This is a genomic window from Actinomadura sp. 3N407 (assembly GCF_052245875.1).
Lineage (GTDB): Bacteria > Actinomycetota > Actinomycetes > Streptosporangiales > Streptosporangiaceae > Spirillospora.
Genome location: NZ_JBQQBP010000004.1, coordinates 228226 through 253080, shown reverse-complemented (window position 1 = coordinate 253080; position 24855 = coordinate 228226). Strand labels below are relative to the sequence as shown.

General features: G+C 70.9%; 21 protein-coding genes and 1 riboswitch. Of the genes, 6 read left to right on the top strand and 15 right to left on the bottom strand.

Annotation, left to right across the window (positions count from 1 at the left end; genetic code table 11):
• Positions 1–52: 52 nt before the first annotated feature.
• Together ACTWPP_RS11920 and ACTWPP_RS11915 are read right to left on the bottom strand one after the other, a co-directional pair.
• Positions 53–751 (bottom strand): Crp/Fnr family transcriptional regulator, encoded by a 699-nt coding sequence (locus ACTWPP_RS11920; RefSeq protein WP_443104253.1) that lies wholly within the window; start codon positions 749–751, stop codon positions 53–55.
• 121 nt (positions 752–872) lie between these two features.
• On the bottom strand, positions 873–2000 hold the full coding sequence (locus ACTWPP_RS11915; RefSeq protein ID WP_443104252.1) for a tetratricopeptide repeat protein: 1128 nt from the start codon (positions 1998–2000) through the stop codon (positions 873–875).
• A 316-nt stretch (positions 2001–2316) separates the two neighbouring features.
• Here ACTWPP_RS11915 and ACTWPP_RS11910 point away from each other — a divergent pair, with 316 nt between their 5' ends.
• Positions 2317–3057 (top strand): S1 family peptidase, encoded by a 741-nt coding sequence (locus ACTWPP_RS11910; RefSeq protein ID WP_443104251.1) that lies wholly within the window; start codon positions 2317–2319, stop codon positions 3055–3057.
• A gap of 30 nt (positions 3058–3087) precedes the next feature.
• Positions 3088–3654: a snapalysin family zinc-dependent metalloprotease gene (locus ACTWPP_RS11905; protein ID WP_443104250.1), complete on the top strand. Its 567-nt coding sequence runs from the start codon at positions 3088–3090 to the stop codon at positions 3652–3654.
• 51 nt (positions 3655–3705) lie between these two features.
• On the opposite strand, the gene ACTWPP_RS11900 is transcribed toward ACTWPP_RS11905, so the two are convergent.
• The 8 genes from ACTWPP_RS11900 to ACTWPP_RS11865 form a co-directional block, all read right to left on the bottom strand.
• Positions 3706–5103 (bottom strand): DHA2 family efflux MFS transporter permease subunit, encoded by a 1398-nt coding sequence (locus ACTWPP_RS11900; RefSeq protein ID WP_443104249.1) that lies wholly within the window; start codon positions 5101–5103, stop codon positions 3706–3708.
• Positions 5104–5547: 444 nt separating this feature from the next.
• A complete protein-coding gene (locus ACTWPP_RS11895; protein WP_443104248.1) occupies positions 5548–6360 on the bottom strand; it encodes an SDR family NAD(P)-dependent oxidoreductase in 813 nt (270 codons plus the stop codon).
• 174 nt (positions 6361–6534) lie between these two features.
• Positions 6535–6915 carry an MFS transporter gene (locus ACTWPP_RS11890; protein WP_443104569.1) on the bottom strand — a complete coding sequence of 127 codons (381 nt, stop codon included), beginning with the start codon at positions 6913–6915 and terminating at the stop codon, positions 6535–6537.
• Between the two features lie 75 nt (positions 6916–6990).
• Positions 6991–7803, bottom strand: coding sequence for an SRPBCC domain-containing protein (locus tag ACTWPP_RS11885; RefSeq protein ID WP_443104247.1), 813 nt, complete (start codon positions 7801–7803; stop codon positions 6991–6993).
• Positions 7804–8061: 258 nt separating this feature from the next.
• Positions 8062–8508 carry a hypothetical protein gene (locus ACTWPP_RS11880; RefSeq protein WP_443104246.1) on the bottom strand — a complete coding sequence of 149 codons (447 nt, stop codon included), beginning with the start codon at positions 8506–8508 and terminating at the stop codon, positions 8062–8064.
• A 270-nt stretch (positions 8509–8778) separates the two neighbouring features.
• Entirely contained in the window at positions 8779–9126 is a 348-nt protein-coding gene (locus ACTWPP_RS11875; RefSeq protein ID WP_443104245.1) for a VOC family protein, read from the bottom strand.
• A gap of 246 nt (positions 9127–9372) precedes the next feature.
• Positions 9373–10329: an ethyl tert-butyl ether degradation protein EthD gene (locus tag ACTWPP_RS11870; RefSeq protein WP_443104244.1), complete on the bottom strand. Its 957-nt coding sequence runs from the start codon at positions 10327–10329 to the stop codon at positions 9373–9375.
• Positions 10330–10470: 141 nt separating this feature from the next.
• Positions 10471–11274, bottom strand: coding sequence for a carbohydrate-binding protein (locus tag ACTWPP_RS11865; RefSeq protein ID WP_443104243.1), 804 nt, complete (start codon positions 11272–11274; stop codon positions 10471–10473).
• Positions 11275–11947: 673 nt separating this feature from the next.
• Between ACTWPP_RS11865 and ACTWPP_RS11860 the strand changes: the two genes are divergently transcribed.
• From ACTWPP_RS11860 to ACTWPP_RS11850, 3 genes are read left to right on the top strand one after another with little or no spacing between them, the layout of a single operon-like run.
• On the top strand, positions 11948–14338 hold the full coding sequence (locus tag ACTWPP_RS11860; RefSeq protein WP_443104242.1) for a nitrate- and nitrite sensing domain-containing protein: 2391 nt from the start codon (positions 11948–11950) through the stop codon (positions 14336–14338).
• Entirely contained in the window at positions 14338–14760 is a 423-nt protein-coding gene (locus ACTWPP_RS11855) for a DUF742 domain-containing protein (RefSeq protein ID WP_443104241.1), read from the top strand. The genes ACTWPP_RS11860 and ACTWPP_RS11855 overlap by 1 nt, the downstream gene beginning before the upstream one ends.
• A complete protein-coding gene (locus tag ACTWPP_RS11850) occupies positions 14741–16075 on the top strand; it encodes an ABC transporter substrate-binding protein (protein WP_443104240.1) in 1335 nt (444 codons plus the stop codon). The genes ACTWPP_RS11855 and ACTWPP_RS11850 overlap by 20 nt, the downstream gene beginning before the upstream one ends.
• A 24-nt stretch (positions 16076–16099) precedes the next feature.
• Here the strand turns inward: ACTWPP_RS11850 and ACTWPP_RS11845 are convergent, their stop codons facing one another.
• Positions 16100–17410 carry a HEAT repeat domain-containing protein gene (locus ACTWPP_RS11845; RefSeq protein WP_443104239.1) on the bottom strand — a complete coding sequence of 437 codons (1311 nt, stop codon included), beginning with the start codon at positions 17408–17410 and terminating at the stop codon, positions 16100–16102.
• Between the two features lie 129 nt (positions 17411–17539).
• On the opposite strand from ACTWPP_RS11845, the gene ACTWPP_RS11840 reads away from it, so the two are divergent.
• Positions 17540–17929, top strand: coding sequence for an STAS domain-containing protein (locus ACTWPP_RS11840; protein ID WP_443104238.1), 390 nt, complete (start codon positions 17540–17542; stop codon positions 17927–17929).
• A 130-nt stretch (positions 17930–18059) separates the two neighbouring features.
• Here the strand turns inward: ACTWPP_RS11840 and metH are convergent, their stop codons facing one another.
• The 4 genes from metH to ACTWPP_RS11820 form a co-directional block, all read right to left on the bottom strand.
• Positions 18060–21662 (bottom strand): methionine synthase, encoded by a 3603-nt coding sequence (gene metH, locus ACTWPP_RS11835; RefSeq protein WP_443104237.1) that lies wholly within the window; start codon positions 21660–21662, stop codon positions 18060–18062.
• A gap of 9 nt (positions 21663–21671) precedes the next feature.
• A riboswitch (S-adenosyl-L-homocysteine riboswitch) is annotated at positions 21672–21749 on the bottom strand.
• A 36-nt stretch (positions 21750–21785) separates the two neighbouring features.
• Positions 21786–22163, bottom strand: coding sequence for a DUF6221 family protein (locus ACTWPP_RS11830; protein ID WP_443104236.1), 378 nt, complete (start codon positions 22161–22163; stop codon positions 21786–21788).
• 59 nt (positions 22164–22222) lie between these two features.
• Positions 22223–23476, bottom strand: coding sequence for a lipase family protein (locus ACTWPP_RS11825; RefSeq protein WP_443104235.1), 1254 nt, complete (start codon positions 23474–23476; stop codon positions 22223–22225).
• Positions 23477–23680: 204 nt separating this feature from the next.
• Complete coding sequence (locus ACTWPP_RS11820; protein WP_443104234.1) at positions 23681–24847, bottom strand: glycosyltransferase; 1167 nt, start codon at positions 24845–24847, stop codon at positions 23681–23683.
• Between the last annotated feature and the right edge of the window lie 8 nt (positions 24848–24855).

Here is a 24855-nt window from a genome sequence, read left to right as displayed (position 1 = left end):
TACGGGAAAGCCGGTAACGGCTCACAAGCCGCCGCGTTCACCGCGGGCGCGCTCAGCGGCGCAGGCCCGGGGGCGGTGGCATCTCGGCGAGCCGGGCGAGGCGCGGCACGTCCAGCAGCACGACACGGCCACGTCCGCACGCGACCAGGTCCCGCAGGGCCGGGCCCTTGAGGGCCTTCTGCACGGTGCCCTCCTGCGCGCCGATGAGCATCGCGAGCTGCTTCTGCCGGAGCCTGACGACGGGACGGCCCTCTTCCTGTTCGGGCAACCGTCCCGCCTGGTACAGCAGGGCCCGCGCCAGCCTGACGTCGACCTCGTACCCGGCCGCGTCGGCGCGGTAGGTGTTGGCCTGGGTGAGCCGGTCCCCCGTCATCCGGCTCAGCGCGAGCATCGCCTCCGGGTACCGCGTGAGGCACGTCATGAACGGCCGCGCCGCGATGGCCGAGACGACGCACCGGTCGAGGGTGGTCACCGTGGCGGTGCGCACATCGTCGTTGATCACCGCCATCTCGCCCACCAGGTCACCGGCGTGCCGGATGCCGAGCAGCGACAGGGCACCGTTCTCCACGATCCGCTCCACACCGACCCGGCCGGTCAGCAGCACGTACACCGCCGACCCCGGCTCCCCCTGCCGCATGAGCCGCCTGTCCGGCTGCACGGTCCTGGGCGTCCCGAGCCGCAGCACGGTCTCGCGGGCGGGCGGAGACAGCCGCCCCAGGAACGAATGGTCATGCCAACCGGAGCTCGTCATGGGACGTCTCCTCAGCGCACGCGCGTCTCGCCGCACCGACCCGCCCGGGGTCGGACGCCGCCTGGACGGGGACCAAGTATGGCAGGATCCCCACCTGCGAACCGGGTCACACGCCACATATCTACGTCTCCTCGGACTTCCCGAGGGGGGACGACCGCCCACGCCCCCCGCGGCTCCGCCGATCGGGAGCCCGCGCGAGCGCCGCGTCGAGCAGCCGCCGCGCACCCTCGCGGTCCCCGCGCCGGACGGCCTCGACGGCCAGCACCCGCAGCGGCGCCGCACCCGCCGGGTACACCCCGGCCGCCTCGTTCACCAGCCGGTCCCCCGCCCGCTGCCGTCCCCGCCGGTAGGCCCGGGTCGCCAGCGCGAGCAGCAGATCGTGCTCGAACCGCTCCGGCTGCGCCGCCAGGGCGGGCCGGGCCCGGACGATGCGCAGGCCGTCGGACAGGTACGCCCTTGCGACGTCGTCGAGTTCCTCCAGGTCCATCAGCGGATAGGCGGCCAGCGTCAGCGGGTACCGCCGCAGCAGGTACCGCCACGTCTCGACCGCCGCCCGCCGCTCGCCGAGCCTCAGGTGGCACTCCCCCAGCGCGAAGAGCGGTTCCGGGCCGGGCCGGACGCGCAGGATCCGCCGCAGCTCCGCCATCGCCGCGGCGTGATCGCGGGCACGCGTCAGCGGCAGGCCCCGGCGCGGCCGGACCGGTGCCCGCCCGACCCTCCGCGCCGATGCCGGCGGGGCGTCCGCCGGCCAGACCCAGCGGTCCGGGCCGAACGCTTCGCCGCGAACCCGCTGGAACCGCGGCATGGGCGACGCGTCCCGCACATGCCAATGCAGCAGATCGCTCAGCAGAAAGGTGAATGCCGCCTCGTGATCTCGACGGTTCCCTCCCCTGAGCATTCGGATCGATTCGGCGACGGCCTCGGCTCCCGACCGGGGGCCCGCCGAACCGCCCGTGACGGCGACGCGTGTTCCCCGCCGTCCCGGCTCATGGCGGCGCAGAACGTCCAGCAGCGCCACCGCCGCCTCGGCGGGGTCGGCCCGGAGCACGAACACCAGGACCTCGCCGGACGCGAAGACCAGCCCGACCGCGCCGCCGCCGAACCGCCGCATGCCCTCGACCGACTCCACCCGCGCCCGTATCCGCTGCGGCGTGCTCAGCCGCTCCCACCCGCCGATCCTGACTCCGACGCAGGTGAGCTGCGCATCCTCGTCCAACCCGACCTCCAGGTGCGGTGCCGTCCCGCTCACCTTCTCCCGCGGCGCCGCCGCACACCCCGTCCCAATGCGGGTTACACGCGAATGTGAACGAGCGAGTTGAAAAGTGGCCTTCCTTTCAGTGGGGACGGGATGGCCGTAGAAGGTTCGCAGGTGGCGCCCGCTCTCTGTATGGAAAGCCTTCTATTGCGGAGACCCATGCGGGATTCGGCATTGGAGATTTTCGCTTTTCTGGTCAATAGTCGGTGGAACCGTCCGGCGCACACCCGCTTCCGTGGCACCGGACGGAGACCGTCAGGGCCCGCGGTCGGCACGTTTCCCCCGCACTCGTGTGAAAGGACCCCCGCTCATGAAGAAGCTCAGGCTGCTCGCCGCGGTACCGGTCGCCTTCGTGGCGCTGTCCGGCACGTCGATCGCCCACGCCGACCCCACCCCGCCGCCCACCCCGAAGATCGTGGGCGGTGTGCCCGCGTCCCAGGTCTACTCGTTCATGGCGTCGCTGCAGAGCTCGTCCGGGCGGCACAGCTGCGGCGGCTCGCTCGTCGCCGCGAGCTGGGTCGTGACCGCCTCGCACTGCGGCACGCCCTACCAGGTCAGGATCGGCACCACCCGGTACAACTCCGGTGGCGAGGTCCGCCGCGTCGCGAGCCGGCAGGTGATCGGCGGCGACGTCGCCCTGCTCCGGCTGTCCAGCCCCGCGTCGTCCGCGCCCGTGCCCATCTCCACCAGCGCGCCGGTCGGCTCGGCGACGCGCCTGATCGGCTGGGGGCAGACCTGTCCCGTGCGGGGATGCGGCCCCGCGCCGGTCGGTCTCCGCCAGCTCGACACGCGGATCATCTCGGACGGGTACTGCTCCGGCATCCGCGCGTCCACCGAGCTGTGCATCGAGGGCGGCGGCGGCCGCGGCGCCTGCTACGGCGACTCCGGCGGACCCGCCGTCATCGGCGGACCCGGCTCGTGGCGGCTGGTCGGCGCGACGAGCCGCGGCACCGCCTCGCAGTGCGCCGTCTCACCCGCCATCTACGGCGACGTCACCGCCTACCGCTCCCGCATCCTGCAGATCATCGGCGGCGCGGCCGTGAACGCCTGACCTGCCCGCTCCCCCACCACGAGGAAACCCATGGTCATCAGAAACGTTCTGAGGGTCTGCGCCGCGCTGCTGCTCGGCCTGGCCTTCCTGACCGGCACCGGCGTCCCCGCCTCGGCCGCGCCCGCCACCCACGCCGCCGACGCCGTCCGCACCATCCGCTACGACGCCAGCCGCGCCGCCGAGTTCCGGGCGGCGGTCGACGAGGGCGCGCGGATCTGGAACGCACGCGTCAGCAACGTCCAGCTCGTGCCCGGGTCCCCGGCCGACGTCGTCGTCTACGCCGACAACGGCTGGCCCCGCGCCCGTGTCACGGGCCTCGGCCGCGGCACCATCTGGATGGGCCGGCAGGCCGTCTGGGAGGGCCACTACACGGTCCGGATCGCATCCCACGAATTCGGCCACATCCTCGGCCTGCCGGACCGGCGCACCGGCCGGTGCACGGACCTGATGTCCGGGGCCAGCGCCGGGACGTCATGCCGCAACCCCGACCCGAACGCCGCCGAGATCGCCGAGGTCGAGGACAACTTCCGGTACGGCCGCACCGGCGTCACGCCGGGCATCACCCTCACCGAGGCCCCCGCCCTCGCCCGCCACTGACCCCCTCACACCCCGGGCGCCCGCTCTCTCCAGCGGGCGCCCGGTCCCTTTTCAGGCCCGGCGCCGCGGCAGGAACGGGACGAGCGCCGTCCCCGCGGCGGTGATGAGCGCGGCGACGAGGAAGGCCGTCGCGTAGCCGTCCACGAGCTCCGGGCCGGACGCGGCCGCCGCCGCACCGAGGACGGTCAGGCCGATCGCGCCGCCGATGGTGCGGGACGTGTTGACGACACCCGCCACCGCGCCCGCCTCATCGTCGGGCGCGCCCCTGGTCGACGCCTCCACCAGCGGCGTCATCAGCAGCCCGAAACCGAGCGCCATGGCCGCGCCCGGCCCGAACACGGAGCCGAGGAAGGTGCCGTCGGCGTCCAGCACGACGCTCTGCCACGCGAACCCCGCCGCGGCGAGCAGCCCACCGGCGCCCGCCAGGAACCGCGCGTCCATGCGCTCCATGAGAAGGGGAGCGAGCCTCGACCCGATGATGATGCCCGCCGTGTGCGGCAGGAACGACAACCCGGTGCGGACCGCGCTGTACTCCAGGACGTTCTGCATATAAAGCGACAGGAAGTACCAGAGCGCGAAGCCGCCCATCGTGATCACCAGGGTGGCGAGGTTGCCGACCGCGACGCTGCGCAACTGGAACAGCCGGAGCCGGACGAGCGGATGAGAGGACCGCGCTTCGACGGCGACGAACGCGGCCAGCAGCGCGAGCCCGCCGGTCAGCGGAACCAGCGACGTCCACCCGTGGGTCTCGATCCGCCCGATGCCGAAGGCCAGCAGCCCCACCCCGCCGGTGACGAGCACCGCCCCCGGCAGGTCCAGACGGGCGCGCCCACCGGTGTCACGGCCGTGCCGCAGCCACCGCGCCGCGATCACCGCGACGACCAGGCCGACCGGCACGTTGATCAGGAAGACCCAGCGCCAGCTCAGATAGTCGGTCAGCAGACCGCCGACCAGTCCGCCCGTGGCGCCCCCGGCGGTACCGACGGCCGTCCACATGGCGATCGCCTTCGTCCGGGCCGGCCCGGCGGGGAAAGTGGCGGTGACCAGCGAAAGCGTGACGGGCGCGAGGATCGCCGCCCCCAGCCCCTGCACGGCCCGCGCACCGATCAGCATGCTCCCGCCCTGCGCGAACCCACCGGCGAGGCTGGCCACGGTGAACAGGCCGAGCCCCACCAGGAAGACGCGCTTGCGTCCGAAGAGATCCGCCGCCCGTCCGCCCAGCAGCAGAAACCCGGCGAACGTCAACGAGTAAGCATTGACGACCCACTGCAGGCCGGTCGCACCGAACCCGAGACTCGTGCGCATCTCGGGCAGAGCGACGTTGACGACAGAGATGTCCAGGACGACAAGGAACTGCCCGATGGACGCGGCCAGCAGAGCCGCCCAGCCGGGAGTCGACGAACGCGCCGGCGCCTTGCCGGCGGCTTCGGGCTCATAGGTCGTGGTCATGACCTTCATGCTGGCCCGCGCCCCCGCTCCCCCGCGTCGGCCACCGGTCCCGATCCCCAAGGTCCAATCGACCTAGGACCACCGGCCACCCGGCCGGCCTCGGCCACCGACAAGGACGTGGGGGACGAAGCCCGGGCCCTCACCGATGCGGCCTGCCTCAAGATCGCCGAGAAGCGGGACGACTGGACGGCCCTGGCCCACGAACGGCCCGCCTACGAGCACGCTTTCGAGCGATTGGGCACACCTCCGCACCCGGCTTCCTCTGACACTCGGGCATCCACGTGTGCAGTTGCTTCATCTTCCGCCGTTCACGGCGTTTCGGTTTGCGCGACTTGGACTGCTTCCGTGCCAGTTCGCTGGCCGGCCGAGCACGAGGCGCCTGCCCCGCAACCAGCGGGACAGGCGCCTCACCCCTTCTCAGCTACGTTCGCACCTGGTACAGACTCAGTCCACGAGTGCGCCGCCGGACAGGTTGGCGACTGTTCCGGTCATGGCTCCAGCGCGATCTGAAGCCAGGAACGCGGCCGTCTCTGCTATCTCAGAGAGGGTGGGCAACCTTTTCAGAATCGTCCCCTGCACCATTGCCCCGCCTTCGAGGAATTCCTGGACCGACTGCCCGGCCTCTGCCGCGGATGGTTCGAAGAGGTCCTTGGTGTAGGAACCCGCTGCCGGCGCATCGATGACAGCGTGGGGACGGATGCCGATGACCCGGATGTTGCCGGGTGCCAGCTCCGCGGCCAGAAGCCGCGAGAACGCCTCCTTGCCGGCCGAGCTCACGCCGTGCCCCAAGATGCCGCCTACAGCCAGTTTGGCGCCCGGCTCGGACAAAGTCAGGACGACGCCGGGACGCTCGCGACCCATGTGCCGCGCCACAGCCTTGCTTGTGATGAACAGCGTCCGCAGAAAACCGTCAATCGGCCGCATGAACTCCTCAAGCGAAAGGTCCGCCAGCAAAGTTCCCTGGTCGTGCATGACGCTCACGGCGTTGAGGGCGATGTCGATGCTGCCCGCCGTCGCCGCGATCGCATCGGCGTGCTTTTCCACCGCCTGTGGATCGAAAACGTCAACTTGCGCGGTCTCGACCGTTCCGCCCGTGGCGGCGATGTCACGCGCCACTGCGTCGAGCTTCGCCTGCGTCCGCCCGGCGATGAAGACCCTCGCGCCTTCCCGGGCGAATACCCGTGCGATGGCGCCGCCGATGGCGCCCCCACCGCCATAGATCACGGCGTTCTTGTTCTCAAGCAGCAAGCCACTCATGTGCGTCCTCCAGATCATTGATTTTCCATGATTGATCAGTCGATGATCACGCAGGCTCGGGGGTCATATCCGCCGCCCCTGCGGGCTCTGTCGCGTCCGCGATTACCGGAGGCTTCAGGAAGCCGGCGGCCCAGGCGACCGGAATGGAGATCACCGCGATGACCAGGCCGGTGATCACCGCAGACGAGGCGGTGAAGGCGCCGACCGCCACGCCACCGTGAGTGCCGAGTAGACCGCCGCGAACGCCACGACGTTCACGGCCAGTGCGGCGAGCACCCGCGGTGCGAACGCGTATCCGGCCTGGCTTCCCGCGCCGCCACCGGTGCTGGGCATGGAGGGGATCAGCATCAGCATGGCGACCAGCGCGACCACGCTGAGCACGGCGACCGCGGTGAACGAGCCGCGCCAGCCCAGCACCTGGCCGACCAGCGTGCCCAGCGGCACGCCAAGAGCGGTCGACACGAAGAGACCGGAGACGACCACGGAGATCGCCCGGCCCATGCGCTCCGGCGGGACGAGCGACATCGCCAGCACGAATCCGACGGCGACGAACAGTCATCTCGACGTGGACATGCGGCCGCCCCGTGGTCTGTCCTTCTGTGCGCCGGGGGTCGTCCGGCAGGGCGCGGCTCATGACGTCTTGGCCGCCGGGGTCTCCCAGGGCGCCGTCGGCATGACCGTGCCGGTCTCCAGTAGCGACTTGAGGTTGGCGATCACCGCCGGCCAGCCGCCCGACATGCGGTTCCGTGCCTCCACGTCGGGCAGGTTCTCGTGGGTCACGGTCAGCCGGACGATGTCGGCGTGCGGCTCGATCAGGAAGGTGACGACCGACGGCCCGTTGACCCGCTCCTCTTCCGGGGAGTCCTCGAAGGTGACGGTGAGCCGGGTCGGCGCCTCCACCTGGAGCACGGTGCCGACGACGTCGACGACGTCCGAGCCGTCGACGCGGCGGTGCTCCCAGGGCGAGCCGACCTGCCAGTCGGACACGTTGGCGTGGTGCCAGTACTGCGCGGTCAGGTCGGCGTCGGTGAGCGCCTTCCACACCTGCTCGGCGGTCGCCTGGATGTAGGTGACGTAGACGTACGTCGGAACGGTCGTGGTGGTCTCAGGCATGGCGTATTCCTCTGCTCGGTCTCGGATGGCGCTCAGGGCGGCCAGTCGTGGCGCGTCGTACGCCGCGATCCAGCGCTCCCCGATCTCGTTGATCGGGGCGGGATTGAGGTAGTGCAGACGCTCCCGCCCGCGTCGTACGACGACGACGAGGTTGGCCTGCACCAGCAGGTCGAGGTGCTGGGTCGCCGACTGGCGCGCCATCCCGAGGCTGCTGCAGAGCTCGGTGAGCGTCTGCCCGTTCTGCCGGCGGAGCCGGTCGAGGAACAGACGTCGGGTGGAGTCGGCCAATGCCTTGAACACCAGGTCGAGGGCGTCTTGCCGTGCGGTCATGAACCTCATCATGCAGGTATTTACCTGCATAAGCAAGAGCGACCTCTCAATCAGTCGTCGGCGCCACCGCCAGGCGGATCGTCCCCGACCGCCGCCGCGTCCATCCCGCGCACCACCGTCCGCCCCGCGATCGGCAGCCACCGCGGGTGCAGGTGGCGGCGGGCGCATCGGTGGTTGCGGCGGCGGCGTTGGGGACGCGAAGCCGCGTGGCCGACCCGGGCCGTCCGGCACCTAGACGGCCGGGCGATGGGGGCTTCGTCAGCGAAGTTGCTCGTAGGCGGCGTAGGCGGCGGCCCCGTAGACCAGGTGCGGCACGATGTCGGAGACCCAGCTTGTAGCGGACCATTCGCGTGGATCTGTGATGCCCAGCGCGACGAGCGGGACGTTCGACCCGAGCGTGGCGAGCGCGCTGAGTGTGAGAACGCCGACCGGCCAGGATGCCCGGCGGCGTGCCACCAACCCGTAGCAGAGCGCCGCCCCCAGGCCGGTTCCGTAGCCGAGAAGGGTGCCCAGGGCCTCCTTGCGGTTCTCCGCCTGTTCCTCTTCGCCGAGGTCGACCTGCATGCCTTCGGCCATCTTCTCGACGGCCTGCTGAGGTGTGCTGCTACCGCCGCGCGCCCGGATGGCCATGTCGAGGTATGTGGTGGCGTTGAGCGCGCTTGTGCCTGCGGCTCCGGCGATCAGCCCGTTGATGAGAGTGTGCATGTGCCCTCCGCTACCCCGATTTGAGGTCATCACGTCCCGCGGGCACGCGGACTCGGCCTTCAGGTCCGCCATGGGTCGGCGGCTACCGCGGCCTACCCGTTCGGAGCGCGGCGGGGTGCTCCGCACGGGGCCCGGGCTGTGAAGCCGTGGTGGCGTGGGCGGTGTAGACGGCGGCGTATTCGTCGCGCGGCGGAGTGGCGAGCCAGAGGGGCCGCCCGCAGGGGCAGAAGCCCATTACCGGTGTCCCGGGCCGATGCGCGGGTGCGGATGTCAGCGGTGGCCCAGCACGTTGACCACCCGGCCGTTGGGGTCGCGGACGAAGAACCGGCGCACTCCCCACTCCTCGTCCTGCAAGGGATGCACGATCTCCGCACCGCTGTCCCGCATGGCCGCATGGGCCGCGTCCACATCGTCCACCTCAACGCTCATGTCGGGGGTGACCGGTGCGGTTTTGTCGTCGGCAAAGAAGCTGACCTGCGCTGTCGGATTGGACGGGGAAGCGAGCGTCATGACCCAGCCGAGGTTCATGACCTCCTCGAAGCCCAGCAGCCCATAGAATTCCCGGCTCTCCTGCACGGCCTTCGACTGGAAGTTGGGCACGACACGGCGAACGGTCATCGATGACTCCAAGTGAATAGACGTGTCCATGAGACTCACTCCGTGTACATGCCCTAGGAACCGGGATAGGTACCGAAGCTCCAGAGGTTGCCCTCCGGGTCGCGCACGGTGAAGGTCCGGTTCCCGTAGCCCTCGTCCGTCAGCAGCGTCATACAGCCCAGGGTCGTCCCAGGGCCGCGTCCACGTCTTGTACGGATGGGAACTCCGCAGGCCAGCCGGAAGTTTCAGCAAGGCCCGGGTGCCTCGTCAGGTTCGCCGCCTGAGCTGATCCAGGCCGCGCACAGCATCGCCGAAGAGGACGTTCAGGACGGCCTCACTGCGCTGATCGTCGGCGCCTGCGGCGATGATCGTCTGCACCGCCGGATAGCCGCGCAGGCCGACCTCGGTCGGCCGTCCCGCAGAGATGATCGTGTAGATCTCGCGGACCGGGTAAGTGTGGACGGCCCTGACCTGTCCGGCGAGTTCGTCGGCGCCCGCGCCCGACAGGAGATCGCCGATCACGCCCTCGTTGCGGACAGCCAGCTCGATCCAGCCAAGATAGGTCTCGTCGTTCGGCCATTGGTGCGCCACACCAGGCGAGCTCATTGCCGACCGGTCGTACGGGGGAAGCGGCTCGACACGCAAACGCATGACGTCCGGATGCTCACTCCAGGGGCGTGCAACGTGCTGGATCAGGTGGCGATGGAACGCATCGGGCGACGCTGCGTTCGCTCTAGGGACGAAGCAGAGCACGAAGGTCGGTGCTGAGGGAGGGCCCTGCATCGCGGGATCGTTGATGCGGTCGACGAGCGTGCGGCCCCTGCATGAAGGCGACAGTTGGGCACCGATGCGGCCGATGAAGTTGTGCGCGTCGTTGGGAATGGTCTCCTTCGTGATCGGATTGGCGCCGAACGCGACCAGGTCGGCCTCGGACAGGAAGAGCCCGTGCGGCATGCCCTGAGGCTGAGCCACGTCCTGCGCATCGAACGAGATGCCCTGGACTGCCGGCCAGAGATCGGGACGGTTGGCCGCAAGGCGCAGCTGTCGGTACTGCCACAGGCCCGGAACACGGGTGAACATGATCCCGTGCACATCGCGCCAGTAGGCCTCGCATACATCCTGTGGGATATCGGCGCGCCACCAGCAGAAAGCCGTCAAGGCGAGTTCGGCGGCGTTTTCCAGGTCGGCCGTGTCCACCACATCAAGAGATTGCCCGTTCGCCATCGCAGCCTCTGCAAGCCTCGTTTCGGTTCGCCTTTCCACACTTTAGACAACGTGGAGGAACGCAGAGCGTGGAGCAGCTCTTCGCGGCTCCGTCACCCAAGGCCCCAACCGCTGAGCTCGGACGCTGGTTTGTCGATCAGCTCATCTCTTGTCGAACCTGATCCAGTTGAGGTTCACGAAATCGGCCGGGTGGTCGCTCTCGAAGGTGAGGTAGACGGTGTGGACGCCGCCGATCGAGGTGAGGTTGGCGGGAACCGTCCGCCAGGCCTGCCATCCGCCCGTCCTGTCGATGGAGAAGTCCCCGACGGGCTTGGCGGTGGGGCTGTCGAGCCGTACCCGCACCATCCCGCTGACCCCGCGGGGAGCGCCGGACGCGACACGGGCCCGCAATACGCGTTTGCTTTTCGCGCCGAAGTCGACCCGGTCGAAGCGCAGTTGGTCGCCGTCGCCGATCCGGGTCGCGTGCTGTCCGCCTCCCGTGTCGGAGGTGTACCTGAACGTGACGCCGGACTGTGCCACACCATCCTCCGCCTGAATGATCGAATGAGCGTCCACCGTGTGGCCCGGGTTCCTCCGCGGTGTGGGGCGGGTCGGCGGGACCTCGTCCTTTTGAGGGGACGGCTCCTCCGTTGAAGGGGGTGGCGCCTCCTTCGGCATTAGGGGCGGCCTCACGGGCAGCGGCAGCGTCATCCGCCCCTCCCAGGGAGAGCCCTGGATGGACGTCCAGAGCAGCAACACCACGATCCCGCTGGGCAGGGTGCCGCCCAGCCCGATGACCAGCGCGTACAGGCCGAAACTACGGCCGCGGCCGCGCCAATCGCGATTGGACAGGGCGCCGCCCACTCCGATGACCAGCGCGTACAGGCCGAAACAATGGCCGCGATCGCGCCGCTTGCGGCCTGCCCGCGGCGCGCGGTGACGACCAGGCGATTCTTTCCCCGGCATTGGCCACCTCCATGGAATAGATCCGTTGTACAGATCCCCCACAGAGGAGTGACTCTACTCTTGCGCGGACAAGATCATTCGAATTGTCACAATCTCGAAAGGTTTGACGCTCATCCCGTAGTCGCGTGCAGGTGGCGCGCTGGGCCTGTGTACACGACGTCTCGTCCGTCCACGTTCTCGACCAATGAGCGGGGCGACTCCAGGGGGAGGATGGCTTCGGTGAGGCGTGGCTCGTGGTGTCCGGGAGGGTGATCTCCAGGGCCTGGGTGGTGCGGTCGTTGATGATCGCCTGGCCGGGGAGCGGGACGACGGGCGCGCCGGGGCCGCGAGGATCCAGCGGTTGCCGTGCGGGACGCGCGGCGCCGATTCGCCGGGGGGTGGTCGTGGTGGGGTGGGGACGGTGCGTGAGGCCGTGGAGTGTTGATCAAGGTCAGAGGGCTGAATCACACATTGGTAACGATCCGCGCGGGTGAGTCATATGGCCGAAGTGTCTCACGAGGATGGAGTAGCGTTCCGGCCTGCTGAGTGAGCTGAATCACAGTAGCGCGGAGGTCGTCATGAGCGTTGACCGTCCGATGTGCCCGGGGGCGTAATGGCCCGGCGGACGGAATCGGCCGGGCGGAGGCGGCCCGCGGTTCTCAGGGGCAGGGCCAGGTCCGTCAGGTCCAGGATCGTGCTGCTGCTGGTCCCGCCGATCACGGCGCTGGTGGTGCTGTGGGGCGTCGCCGCCACCACGTCGCTGCAGGACAGCTTGCGGCAGGCCAAGGCGCGCACGTTCACGCAGAAGGTGCTGGAGCCCACCGACCGGGTCATCGCCGCGTTGCAGGACGAGCGGCGGATGTCGCTGTCGGCGCTGGGCGACGACGCGACCATCGGCCGGGCCGGGTTCGAGGCGCAGCGGGCGGTCACCGACCGGGCCCGCGCGCGGTTCCGCGCCTCCGCCGCCGACGGCGACATCGCGGGCGCGACCCGTCCCGAGACCAGGCAGCGGATGGTGCGGCTCGCGAGCATGCTCGGCGGGCTGGAGCCGCTGCGCGCCACGGTCGACGACCGCAGCCTCGGACGCGCCGAGGCGATGGCGCGCTACACCGAGTACATCGAGATGGGCGCCGAGATCTACGACGAGGTCCATTCGATCGACCCGCAGCTGGTGCGGCGGAGCCGGATCCTGCGCACGCTCGAACGCGCCAGGGAGAACCTGTCCCGGGAGGACGCGCTGGTCACCGGCGCGCTGGCGGCCGGGCGGCTGAGCGAGGACGAGCACCTGCAGCTGGTGCAGTTCGCCGGGGCGCACCGGTTCCTGTACGCCGACGCGGCGCGGAACCTGCCGGGCGACCACCGGGTCCGGTACACGCGGATCGTGTCGGGGCCGGAGTTCCGCCGCTTCGAGGACCTGCAGCAACGGCTGATGCGCGGCGGCCCGACGAGCGGGCGGCCCGACGTGGACATCGGCGCCTGGCACACCTCCACCGAGGCGGTGGACGCCGAGCTGGCGGCGCTGTCGTCCAGCATCCGCGCGGAGAACACCCGGCGGGCCGGTGACGAGGCGGGCGCCGTGCTGCTGCGGCTGGGCCTGACCGGCGGGCTCGGACTCCTCGCGGTGATCGCCGCCATCCTCATCGCGGTCCGGGCGGGCCGCCGGCTGGTCGTGGAGAGCCGCGAGATGGCCGCGACCGTCAACGCGTTCGCGCAGCACCGGCTGCCGCAGATCACCGAGCGGGCCCGGCGCGGCGAGGAGCCACCGGCCGACGACACTCCGGGCGGCGGGCCCGCGGGACGGTTCCGGGTGACCGAGGTCGAGCAGATCGACCGGGCGTTCGCGCAGACCCGGCGGGCGGTCGTGCGCGCCGCCGAGGGCGAGGCCCGCGCCCACCGGCGGCTGAACGAGGTGTTCGTGACGCTGGCCCGCCGCAACCAGTCCCTGCTGCAGCGGCTGCTGCGGATGCTGGAGACCATGGAACGCGGCACCGAGGACCCCGACGAGCTGGAGCGGCTGTTCGAGCTCGACGCGCTGGCGACCCGGATGCGGCGGCACGCCGAGGGCCTGGTGATCCTGTCCGGCCGTCCGTCCGGGCGGACCTGGCGGGACCCGGTCCGGATGGTGGACGTGGCACGCGCGGCGGCGGCGGAGGTCGAGGACTACGCCCGGGTCGAAGTCGTGCCGATGGGCCGGACGGCGCTGCTCGGACCCGCGGTCGCCGACACCATCCACCTGATGGCCGAGCTGATCGAGAACGCCGCCGCGTTCTCCCCGCCCAGCACCCCGATCCGGGTGACCGGGCAGGAGGTCGCGCACGGGTTCGCGATGGAGGTGGAGGACCGCGGGCTGGGCGTCGCGCCCGACGTGCTGATGGAGCTCAACCGGCTGCTGGCCACCGACCCCGAGCTCGACCTCGACGACAGCGCCCGGCTCGGCCTGTTCGTCGTGGCCCGCCTTTCGGCGCGGCACGGCATCAGGGTGACGCTGCGTCCGTCCCCGTACGGGGGGATCGTCGCCATCGCGCTGATCCCGCGGGAGCTGGTGGTGGAGCGGCCCTCCGAGCGTCCCGCCGCGTACGCGGTCACGGACAGCGGCGAATACGCCGTGCCGGCGGCGCCGCACGAGCGTCTCGCGCTGGTCGCTCCCCCCGGGACGCCGACGTTCGACGAGCTGGCCGGCAGGAGTCCGGGCGGCGATGCGGAACGTTCCGGGACGCCGGGCTCCGACGCGTCCGATGAGTGGTCCCGGCTGCCCGTGCGGCGCCGTCAGGCACATCTGGCGCCGCAGCTGAAGCGCTCGGCCGCGGAGGAACCGGCCGGATCGGGCCCGGAGGAGCGGTCGCCGGAGGCCGCCCGCCATCTCGTGTCGATGATGCAGCGTGGCTGGGAGCGGGGCCGCGCCGACGCGGCCGAGTCCGTTCCGTCCCGCAGCCCCGACTGGTTCGGCACCCCGATCGTCGCACCCCGGCCGGACGGCTCCGAGGCCCCGGATGCCGACACGGCGGACGCCGGGCCGGCCGGGGACGGCGGCGTCGCGGACGACCCGTCCGGTACGGGCCGTGCGCCCGGGTCCGGCGGTGCGTGATGTCCCGCGATCTGCCGGGCGGGTATCCGAATCCGGACCGGCACCGCCGGGACGACGACCTGTGGGTGGACGACGAGGCCGGTCCCGTCGTCCGTCCCTTCGCGGTCACCCGGGGCCGCACCCGGTCCCGGCGGCGCGGCGGCGATCTCGACCTGATCGCGGTCGTGGTGACCGCCGAGGTGCCGATGCCCGACCCGTACACGCTCGGCCCCGAGGACGAGCGGATCCTGGAGTTCTGCCTCAACCCGGTGTCGGTGGCCGAGGTGGCCTCCCATCTGCGGCTGCCGGTGGGCGTCATCCGGGTGCTGGTGAGCGATCTGCTGGACCGCGGGCTGATGAGCGTGCAGACCCCGGTCGTGACGGCCGGACCCCCCGACAGGCGCATTCTCAAGGAAGTGATCGATGGTCTCCGTGCGCTCTGACAGGCCCCGATCCCGTCCCGGGCACAGGCCCGGGCACAGATCCAGGGGCAGGTCCCTGGTCGCCGGGGCCGCGCTGCTGGCGGCGCTGGCGGGCTGTGCCTCCGGACCGGACGACGGCGGCGCCGCGTCCGGTCCGGGAGTCACCGGCGAGCCCTGCCCGAAGGCCGTGAACCCCGGGCACGGCTGCATCTACCTGGGCATCATCTCCGACCTGACCACGGGGCCGTTCACGGGCCTGGGCGTGCCGATGGTGACGGCGCAGAAGGCGTTCTGGGACCGGGTCAACCGGCAGGGCGGCATCGGCGGCTACGACGTCGACGTCCACACCTATGTCCGGGACAACAAGTACGACCCCGCCACGCACCGCCGCGCGTACCAGGAGATCAAGGACAGGGTGCTGGCGCTGGCGCAGAGCCTGGGGTCGCCGACCACCGAGGCGATCCTGGACGACCTGCGCTCCACCCGGATGATCGCCGTACCGGGCTCCTACCCGTCCAAATGGGAGTTCGAGGACGTCATCATGGAGTCGGGCGCCTCGTACTGCTTCGAGGCGATGAACGCGGTCGACCACGCCGTCGACGCCTTCGAGGCCGAGAGCGTGATGGCCGTCCACTATCCGGGCGACTACGGCGGCGACGGGGCGGCGGGCGCCAGGACCGCCGCGTCGGCGCGCGGCCTGCGGTTCTCGGAGCTGGAGACCCCGCAGGGCGCCGGCAAGCAGGACGAGGCCGTCCAGGCCATCCTCGAACGCAAGCCGGACATGGTCATGCTCACGGTGGGTCCGGCCGAGACCGCCGCCATCGTCGGCGGGGCCGTGGCGGCGGGCTTCCAGGGTCATTTCATGGGCAACAACCCGACCTGGGTGGGTTCCCTCCTGCAGACCCCGGCGGGCGCCTCGCTGAAGGCCCGCTACCTGGTGGTGGCGCCGTGGAAGCCGTTCGCGTCCGACTCGCCGGGGCACACCGCGATGCGGCTGGCGCTGGGCCGGGTGCAGCCGGACGACGCGTTCACCTCGGGCTGGGTCCTGTCGTACCCGTTGAAGGCGGTGCTGGAGAAGGCCGCGGCGAACGGGAACATGACCCGGGCGGGCGTGCACGAGGCGCTGGGGCAGGTCACCACCGTGGACTACGAGGGGATGCTGCCCAGGAAGGCGGGCAACTTCTCGGGCAGCCCGAACGCGGCGGCGTACCGCGAGTCGGTGATCGCCCGTCCCGACGAGCGGGAGTTCACCGGAAGCAAGGTGATCACGGACTTCATCGCGGGCCCGACCGCCACCGGCCACAGCCTCGACGCCCCCTGCTACAACCCCCGCTGACGGCGCCGTGGACGTGATCTCGGTTCAGATCCGCAGGGCGCCGCGGGGGTGGCCGTGTTCGCGGCCGTGGGGGGTCAGGGCCAGGACGGCGTGGCCGTCCACGCGGGTGTGGGGGCCGAGGGCGGACGGGTCCACCGACGCGCGGGCCGCGAACGTGGTCGCGTGGCATTCGTCGGGGATGTTCAGCTCCTTCTTGACCTGGTCGTAGCGGGCCCTGAAGGCCTCGTTGTCGGAGATGCGCACGCCGTCGAACGCGTCGTCGGGGAAGCCGTCGATGTGCGGGAGCAGGTAGCCGTCCTCGGCGGGATGGGCGGGGCCGATCTGGTCACCGGGCTCGTAGACGTCGTAGTAGCGGACGATCTCGCCTTGTTCGGCGACGCACCAGGACGTCCAGTCGTCGCCGCAGCTCGCGCCGTACCAGTGCGCGGCGCCGAAGCGGCGGCTCAGCTCGCGGCAGTGGCCCAGGACCTTTTCGGGATCGGGTTCCCCGCCCCCGTCGAAGGGGTCGCCGAACAGGAGGGTCCAGCCGTCGAGCCGCGGGGTCACGTAGACGCGGGAGCTCGCTCCGCCGCCGTGGTGGTCGCCGTTCCAGGCGGACGCTCCCATCCGCATCGTGGCGGGTTCGGGGTCGGAGAGGCCGAACGCGTCGAGGACGGCCTCCTGGTCGCCGGACGGGACGGCGTACCAGGTGCCGCACAGGTGCATGGGTTCGGGTGTCTCGGTCGCCTGCTTCACGCGGACCAGGCGGCGGATGAGGGCCTGGTCGCGGTCGTCCAGCGCGGCGAGTCCGGCGATGGCGGTGATGGCCTCCAGGGCCGGTCCGCGCAGCCGGCCGGCGGTGCGGGAGCGGCGGACGTCGCGGAGGAGGGGCACCACGTCCGGGCCGATCTCCTCGAGTGCCCAGATGGCGCGCTGGCGGACGTCGGCGTCCGGGTCGGCCAGCAGCGCGATCAGGTCGGGGGCGTGGGGAAGGGCGGCGGTGCCCTTGAGTTGCAGGACGTAGGCGGAGTTGCCGCGCACTTTGGGCGCCGGGTGCCGCAGGCCGGGGACGAACGCCGCCGGATCGTCGATCTCCAGGCCGCAGTGCGCCCAGCCGCAGCGGCGCGCCACTTCGCGGGTCGGCGCCGCCGCCATCGCCTCGATCAGGGGGTCGAGGGCCGGGCGGCCGATGCGGCGCAGGACCACGGCGCCGGTGCTCCAGTCGACCGGGGAGTCCTCGTCGCAGAGGACGGCCAGGACGGGCCCTACGGCGGGGGCGCCGATGGCCACGAGGGCGTCGCTCGCGGCCTTGTGGTCGCGTCCGGCGAGCTGTTCGAGGAGGTCGGCAATTTCCACACGGCGAATGATGTCAGAACTTTCATACAGGGTTTGACTTTCGCCCGCGCGCGGATTGATCCTGGATTCGGACCCACTTGGGGCGTTGAACAGTGGTCCAATAGCGCGGCACACAGGGTTAGACCGACCATGGGTGAGGCGACCATGGAGTTCACCACTTCAGGCGGCGCGATCGTCCAGCGCACGGCCCAGAACGCGATCCTGCTCTTTCCGGAAGAGGCCGACGTCCGCAACTGCGACGATCTGCACACGGCGTCACGGCGGCTGCTGGACGAGGGCCTCCGGTCTTTGGTCCTCGACCTCACGGACTGTCATTTCTGCGATTCCAGCGGCGTGAACGTCATCCTGCGCACCTATGTTCGAGCGAAGACGGTCGGTACCCGGATGTCGATCCGGCTGCCGGAGCAGGGCATGGTCAGGCGCACCTGCTCCATCACCGGGGTGACGCGGATGATGCCCGTGGAATTGGCGGGTCCCCCTCCGGCCGGGGACCCGCCCGCTCGCAGGCTCGGCCCGTGACCTCCAGGGTTGCGTGGGCGCCGGATTCGCCGTGCCGCATGTCGTGGTCGGCGAACGGATGGCGGTCAGGCGTTTCCCATGTCGCGACGGCCGTACCGGCTCACCGGCCGCGCGACCACGTGAACCGTGATCAGTACGCGAGGTTGGGGGCGAGCCAGCGCTCGACCTCGGCCAAGGGAAGGTCGCGGCGGCGGGCGTAGTCCTCGACCTGGTCCTTGCCGACGCGTCCGACCGTGAAGTAGCGGGACGCGGGGTGCGCGAAGATGAGGCCGCTGACGCTGGCGGCCGGGGTCATCGCGTACGACTCGGTGAGCTTCATGCCGAGGCGTCCCGCGTCCAGCAGGTCGAACAGCTTCTGCTTCAGGCTGTGGTCGGGGCTCGCCGGGTAGCCGAGCGCGGGGCGGATGCCGCGGAACCGCTCGGCGTGCAGGTCGGCCATGACGGGGTCGGCGTCCGGCTCGAACCAGGCGCGGCGGGCCTCCAGGTGGATGTACTCGGCGAACGCCTCCGCGAGCCGGTCCGCGAGCGCCTTCGCCATGATCGACCTGTAGTCGTCCTGCTGCTCCTCGTACTTGGCGGCGAGGTCCTCGGCGCCGAGGATCGTCACGGCGAAGCCGCCCAGGTGGTCGCCGGACGGGGCGACGTAGTCGGCGAGGCACCGGTTCGGGCGGCCCTGCGGCTTGGACGTCTGCTGCCGCAGCATCGGGAACCGCGCCTCGGGCAGGACGATGTCGTCGCCGTCGGAGTGCGCGGGCCAGAACCCGTAGGCGCCCTGGGCCTCGAACGAGCCGTCCGCGATGATCTGGTCGAGCAGCTCGTTGCCCTCGTCGAACAGCTCCCGCGCGACGGGCTGGTCGAGGATCGCCGGGTACTTGCCCTTCAGCTCCCACGCCAGGAAGAAGAACTGCCAGTCGATCATCTCGCGGAGCGCGGTGAGGTCGGGCTGGACGACCCGGACACCCGTGAACGCCGGGTCCGGCAGGTCACCGAAGTCGACCCGCTCGCGGTTCTCCCTCGCCTTCTCGTAGGTGAGGAGGGGGCGGCGCTGCTTGGTCTCGTGCTGCTCGCGGAGCCTGGCCTGCTCCTCGCGGTTCGCGACGTCCAGTGCCCCGGCGCGGCCCTCGTCCAGGAGGTCGGAGACGACGCCGACGACCCGGGACGCGTCCAGGACGTGCACGGTGGTCGAGTCGTACGCGGGCGCGATCTTCACGGCGGTGTGCTGCCGGGACGTGGTGGCGCCGCCGATCAGCAGCGGCAGCTTCATCCCGCGGCGCTCCATCTCGGCGGCGACGGAGACCATCTCGTCCAGCGACGGGGTGATGAGCCCGGACAGGCCGACGGCGTCGGCGTTCTCGGCGACCGCGGTGTCGAGGATCCTGGCGGTGGGGACCATCACGCCGAGGTCCACGACGTCGTAGTTGTTGCAGCCGAGGACGACGCCGACGATGTTCTTGCCGATGTCGTGCACGTCGCCCTTCACGGTCGCGAGGACGATCTTGCCCTGGCCGCGGTCCTCCTGGACGCGCCCGGCGCGCAGCGCCTCCGCCTTCTCCTCCTCCATGAACGGTTCCAGGTAGGCGACCGACCGCTTCATCGCGCGGGCGCTCTTGACCACCTGCGGCAGGAACATCTTGCCGGACCCGAACAGGTCGCCGACGATCTTCATGCCGTCCATCAGCGGGCCCTCGATGACGTCGAGGGGACGCTCGGCCTGCTGCCGGGCCTCCTCGGTGTCCTCCTCGATGAAGTCGACGATGCCGTGCACGAGGGCGTGCGACAGGCGCTCGGCGACCGGCGCGTCCCGCCACGACAGGTCGACCTCCCGCTTGGTGCCCTCGCCCTTGACGTTCTCGGCGAACGACACGAGCCGGTCGGTGGCGTCCGGGCGGCGGTCGAACAGGACGTCCTCGACCAGTTCGAGGAGGTCGGCGGGGATGTCCTCGTAGACGGCGAGCTGACCGGCGTTGACGATGCCCATGTCGAGCCCGGCGCGGACGGCGTGGAACAGGAACGCCGAGTGCATCGCCTCACGGACGACCTCGTTGCCGCGGAACGAGAACGACAGGTTGGAGATGCCGCCGCTGGTGCGGACACCGGGGCAGCGCTCCTTGATGCGGGGCAGGGCGTCGATGAACGCCTTCGCGTACCCGTTGTGCTCGGAGATGCCGGTCGCGACGGCGAGGACGTTCGGGTCGAACACGATGTCCTCGGCGGGGAACCCGGCCTTCTGCGTGAGCAGGTCGTAGGCGCGCCCGCAGATCTCCACCTTGCGGTCGGCGGTGTCGGCCTGGCCCCGCTCGTCGAACGCCATCACGACGACGCCGGCGCCGAAGTCGCGGACGCGGCGGGCCTGCTCCAGGAACTGCTCCTCGCCCTCCTTCAGGCTGATGGAGTTGACGACGCCCTTGCCCTGGACGGTCTTCAGCCCCGCCTCCAGCACGCTCCACCGCGAGCTGTCCACCATGATCGGGATGCGGGCCACCTCCGGCTCGGTCGCGATCAGGTTCAGGAACGTCGTCATCTCCCGCTCGCTTTCGAGCAGGTCGGCGTCCATGTTGACGTCGAGGAGGTTCGCGCCGCCGCGCACCTGCTCCAGCGCCACGTCCACCGCGCCCTGGTGGTCGCCCGCCTCGATGAGCTTGCGGAACCGCTTGGAGCCCGTGACGTTCGTCCGCTCGCCGATCATGACGAAGCCGGTGTCGCGGCCGATCTCGAACGGTTCCAGGCCGCTGAAGCGGGGAGCCTTGGCGGGCTTCACGACTTCGCGGGGGGCCGCGTTCCGGACGGCCTCGGCGATGCGGGCGATGTGGTCGGGGCCCGTCCCGCAGCAGCCGCCGACAGCGTTGACCATGCCGGCCGCGGCGAAGTCGCCGAGGTAGGCGCCCGTCTCGTCCGGCGTCTGGTCGTAGCCGCCGAACGCGTTCGGCAGGCCGGCGTTGGGGTGGCAGGCGGTGTAGGTGGCGGCGACCCGGGCCAGGTCCTCCACGTGCGGGCGCATCTCCTCGGCGCCCAGCGAGCAGTTCACGCCAACGACCAGGGGTTCGGCGTGCTCGATGGACCGCCAGAACGCCTCGACGGTCTGGCCGGACAGCGTCCGCCCGCTCAGGTCGACGATCGTCACCGAGATCCACAGCGGCAGGTCGGGGGCGACCTCGCGGGCGGCGGCGATCGCGGCCTTCGCGTTCAGCGTGTCGAAGATCGTCTCAATGAGGAGGAGGTCGACGCCGCCCTCGGCCAGCCCGGCGATCTGCCCGGCGTAGGAGGCCTTGACCTGGTCGAACGTGAAAGCGCGGTAGGCCGGGTCCTCCACGCGCGGCGACAGCGACAGCGTGACGTTCAGGGGGCCGACGGAACCGGCGACGAACCGCCCGCCGAACTCGTCGGCGGCCCGGCGGGCCACCCGGGCGCCCTCGACGTTCATCTCGTGGACCAGGTCCTCAAGGCCGTAGTCGGCTTGGCCGATGCTGGTCGCCGTGAACGTGTTGGTGGTCGTGATGTCGGCGCCGGCTTCGAGGTACTGCCGGTGGACGTCCAGGATGACGTCCGGGCGGGTCAGGTTCAGCAGGTCCGGGTCGCCGGTGACGTCCTTCGGATGGTCGCCGCCGATGCGGTCGCCGCGGTAGTCCTCGGGGGCCAGGCCCGCGCCCTGGAGCATCGTGCCCCAGGCTCCGTCGAGGACGGCGATGCGCTGGTCCAGAAGCTCGCGAAGTTCGTTGTCGTTGATTTCGAGCACCTCCCGTTGTACTGGGAGGCGCCCTTGTTACACGAAGTCCGGGCCGAGCGTGGCGGGCTCTCGCCCGTTGCAGCGCCTCTCGGCCTCACATCGAGATTACATAACTGGGCGCGGCATGTCCTGTCAGGGCCGCCAATCATCTCGATATGCGGGATGGGACGCGTATGTGAGCGCGAGGCAGCGCAGGACGGTCTCGCGAACCGCCTGCGCCGCTTCGAGCTCCGGGGTCCGGTGGCCCTGATCGAGGATCCAGGCCTGTTTCTCGTAGTCATCGATGATCTGGCGTGTGGCCGCCACCTCGTCGAGCGTCCTGGACGGGTCGTGGCGGGCGATGTGCTCGGAGTACGCCTCGTTCTCCGCCGACGCGACATACGCCGGATCGTCCTGGGTGTCGGTGTGGATGGTCCCGGAGGGCGTCGCCTTCCAGGGGATGCCGGAACAGGCTCGGGCGATCTGCTCGTCCCTCGCCAGCCGCGCTCGGAGGAACTCCACCAAATCCATGGAGCCATCCTGCCCCTTGCGTGGGACAGGATGGCCCTGCGGATTGCGGCGGCGCTCGTTCACGCCGCGCAGTTGCCCTCGGTGGGCTCGCCGGCGAAGCGGTCGGTGAGGAACGCCATCGCGTCCGGCCAGCTCCAGATCATGCCGGTGGCGTGCTCAGCGAGCGTGTAGGTCTTCCACGTCACGTTCGCGCCCTTCGCACACCACGCCTTGTGGAGCGTGTCGGCCTGCTCGAACGGGATGATCTGGTCGTAGACGGCCTGCGTCTGGAGGACCGGGACGCCCGGGGCCGTCCCGCCGAGCTTGTTGGCGTCCAGCGCCTCCCGCCACTGCGGCGTGGCCAGCGGGTCGCTGGTCGTGTAGTCGCTGATCTTCTTGAACGCGGTGTCGATCAGCGTGGAGGCGCCGTCGACGCTGGCGAGGCAGATGTCCTGGGCCTTGCGCAGCAGCTCGCGGCCCTTGTCGTTGAGGTACTTCCCCAGGTCCAGCCCGGGGTAGGCGGCGTCGTAGCCGACCGCCGACATGAACATCAGCGCGACGAACATCGACCCGTCGAGGTTCGCGGCGACCGCGCGCAGATCGGACGGGACTCCCCCGGCGAAGACGCCCTTGAGGTCGAGTTCCGGCGCGTAGGACTGTGCCAGCTGCGCCGCCCAGGCCGCCGACGTCCCGCCCTGCGAGTAGCCCCAGAAGCCGACCGGTGCGCCGCCGAGACCGGCCTCGGGGAGCCGCTGCGCGGCCCGCACCATGTTCAGGACGGCCTTGCCCTGGGAGCGGCCGACCTCATAGGTGTGCTGGCCGGGCGTGCCGAGGCCCTCCATGTCGGTGACGGCGACGGCCCAGCCGCGGCTGAGCGCGTCAGTGATCATGATCGCCTCGTAGTCCAGGCCCTGGGTGAGGGTGTAGGACGGGGCGCACGAGTCGCCGAGGCCGCGCGTCCCGACGGCGTAGGACACGAGGGGCCGCTCGCCCTCGCCCGTCCACGCCTTGGTCGGGACGAGCACGATGCCCGACACGGCGGTGGGCGTGCCGTGCACCGTCTCCGACCGGTACAGGACCTGCCACGACTTGACGCCCTCGTAGGGCGCCTTGCCGAACGGGTCGACCGTGAACACCGCCGGCCGCGACCTGATGACGTCGCCGGGCCGCCCCTCCGGAAGCGGCGAGGGCGGCCTGTAGAACGGATCTTCGGCGGGAGGCTTGCTCTCCTGGGGAGCCGCGGCGGCCGGGCCCTGAAGGGCGGTCGCCGTCAGGGCGACCCCGATACAGGACACCAGCACAGTGCGCAGGACATGGCGGACTTTGATGGACATGGCCCGTAACCCTTCGTCGTCCCACTGACCGTCCGAGTGACGGCGGGCCGACGCTAACGCAATTGGACACTTCCTCCAATGAAGCCGGGGACGAGACCGGCTGCACCGGATGTGTGGCCGTGTGACAAGATCACCGCCGCGTGCCCGGCCAGCGCGGCTCACCACCTGTTCGCGGTTCGATCGGCGGCCCGTCGTCCGGCTCTCCTAGGGCCGCCCTCGGGCGGCGGTGCGGCCCTTCCAGGTGCCGCCCTGGCCTGCGCGGTGCCGGCGGGCCGAATCGATGGTCATGGCCGCGTACATCAGGGCCACCAGGGGCAGGGCCGGGGCGCGCAGCGGTGACAGGCGGTAGAAGCGGAGCATGGGCGTGTAGGTGGCGGCCATGACCGTCCAGGCGAGGAGGCCCGCCGCGGCGGGGAGGGCGGCGTTCCCCGTGCCGGTCGCGAGGCCGGTCAGCCCCGCCAGGGAAGCGGCGGGCGGTACCGCGTACATCAACAGCAGCGCCGCGATCGTGCCGGTGAGAAGTGCCGGTGAATACCGAAGCTGGTCGTAGGCGCTTCGGGCGATCATCGTCCACAGGTCGGTGAGGCCGGGGTAGGGACGGCGGCTGGTCACGTCGCGGCTCAGGTCCAGGCGGCAGCGCCCGCCGGCGCGTTTGACCAGCCGTCCGAACGCCACGTCGTCGATCAGCGCGCCCTTGATCGCATCGAGGCCGCCGGCGTGCGCGAGGGCTTCGCGGCGGACGAGCATGCAGCCGCCCGCCGCGGCGGCGGTGCGGGTGCCGTCGCGGGCGACGCGGCGGAACGGGTAGAGCTGGGCGAAGAAGTACACGAAGGCGGGGACGATCAGGCGTTCCCAGCGGGTGCCGGTGTTGAGCGTGGCCATCTGTGACACGAGGTCGCGCTCGCCGGCGATGGCGGCGCGCACGAGACCGGTCACCGTTCCGGGCGCGTAGGCGATGTCGGCGTCGGTGAACAGGAGGATCTCCGGCGCTCCTGCGGCCTGGACGCCTTCCGACATCGCCCACACCTTGCCCGCCCACCCCGGGGGACGCTCTGTCGCTTCGACCACGCGAAGCCTGTTCGTCTCGTCACCGAGGCGGGTCGCCACGTCCGCGGTGCCGTCGCCGCTTCCGTCGTCCACGACGATGACGCTGAAGGTGCCCGGGTACTCCTGCGCCAGCAGGGTCGGCAGAGTCTCCGGAAGCACGGCCGCCTCGTCGCGGGCCGGGACCACGGCCACTACTTCGGGCCAGTAGGACGGGTCGGCGCCCGGTGGGAGCCCTGGGCCGGTCTTCCAGAAACCGCCGTGGCCCAGTGCGAGGTACAGCCACCCTGCCAGGGCTGCCAGCGCCAGAACGCCCACGACCAACACGTCCGGCA

Bases quoted from the DNA above. Each gene is read 5' to 3' on its own strand.
- ACTWPP_RS11905 (WP_443104250.1), top strand. From the start codon at position 3,088: ATGGTCATCAGAAACGTTCTGAGGGTCTGCGCCGCGCTGCTGCTCGGC.
- ACTWPP_RS11895 (WP_443104248.1), bottom strand. From the start codon at position 6,360: ATGAGTGGCTTGCTGCTTGAGAACAAGAACGCCGTGATCTATGGCGGT.
- ACTWPP_RS11875 (WP_443104245.1), bottom strand. From the start codon at position 9,126: ATGACCGTTCGCCGTGTCGTGCCCAACTTCCAGTCGAAGGCCGTGCAG.
- ACTWPP_RS11850 (WP_443104240.1), top strand. From the start codon at position 14,741: ATGGTCTCCGTGCGCTCTGACAGGCCCCGATCCCGTCCCGGGCACAGG.
- ACTWPP_RS11825 (WP_443104235.1), bottom strand. From the start codon at position 23,476: ATGTCCATCAAAGTCCGCCATGTCCTGCGCACTGTGCTGGTGTCCTGT.
- ACTWPP_RS11855 (WP_443104241.1), top strand. From the start codon at position 14,338: ATGTCCCGCGATCTGCCGGGCGGGTATCCGAATCCGGACCGGCACCGC.
- ACTWPP_RS11880 (WP_443104246.1), bottom strand. From the start codon at position 8,508: ATGCACACTCTCATCAACGGGCTGATCGCCGGAGCCGCAGGCACAAGC.
- ACTWPP_RS11870 (WP_443104244.1), bottom strand. From the start codon at position 10,329: ATGGCGAACGGGCAATCTCTTGATGTGGTGGACACGGCCGACCTGGAA.
- ACTWPP_RS11910 (WP_443104251.1), top strand. From the start codon at position 2,317: ATGAAGAAGCTCAGGCTGCTCGCCGCGGTACCGGTCGCCTTCGTGGCG.
- ACTWPP_RS11865 (WP_443104243.1), bottom strand. From the start codon at position 11,274: ATGCCGGGGAAAGAATCGCCTGGTCGTCACCGCGCGCCGCGGGCAGGC.
- ACTWPP_RS11830 (WP_443104236.1), bottom strand. From the start codon at position 22,163: ATGGATTTGGTGGAGTTCCTCCGAGCGCGGCTGGCGAGGGACGAGCAG.
- ACTWPP_RS11885 (WP_443104247.1), bottom strand. From the start codon at position 7,803: ATGACCGCACGGCAAGACGCCCTCGACCTGGTGTTCAAGGCATTGGCC.
- ACTWPP_RS11900 (WP_443104249.1), bottom strand. From the start codon at position 5,103: ATGACCACGACCTATGAGCCCGAAGCCGCCGGCAAGGCGCCGGCGCGT.
- ACTWPP_RS11840 (WP_443104238.1), top strand. From the start codon at position 17,540: ATGGGTGAGGCGACCATGGAGTTCACCACTTCAGGCGGCGCGATCGTC.
- ACTWPP_RS11920 (WP_443104253.1), bottom strand. From the start codon at position 751: ATGACGAGCTCCGGTTGGCATGACCATTCGTTCCTGGGGCGGCTGTCT.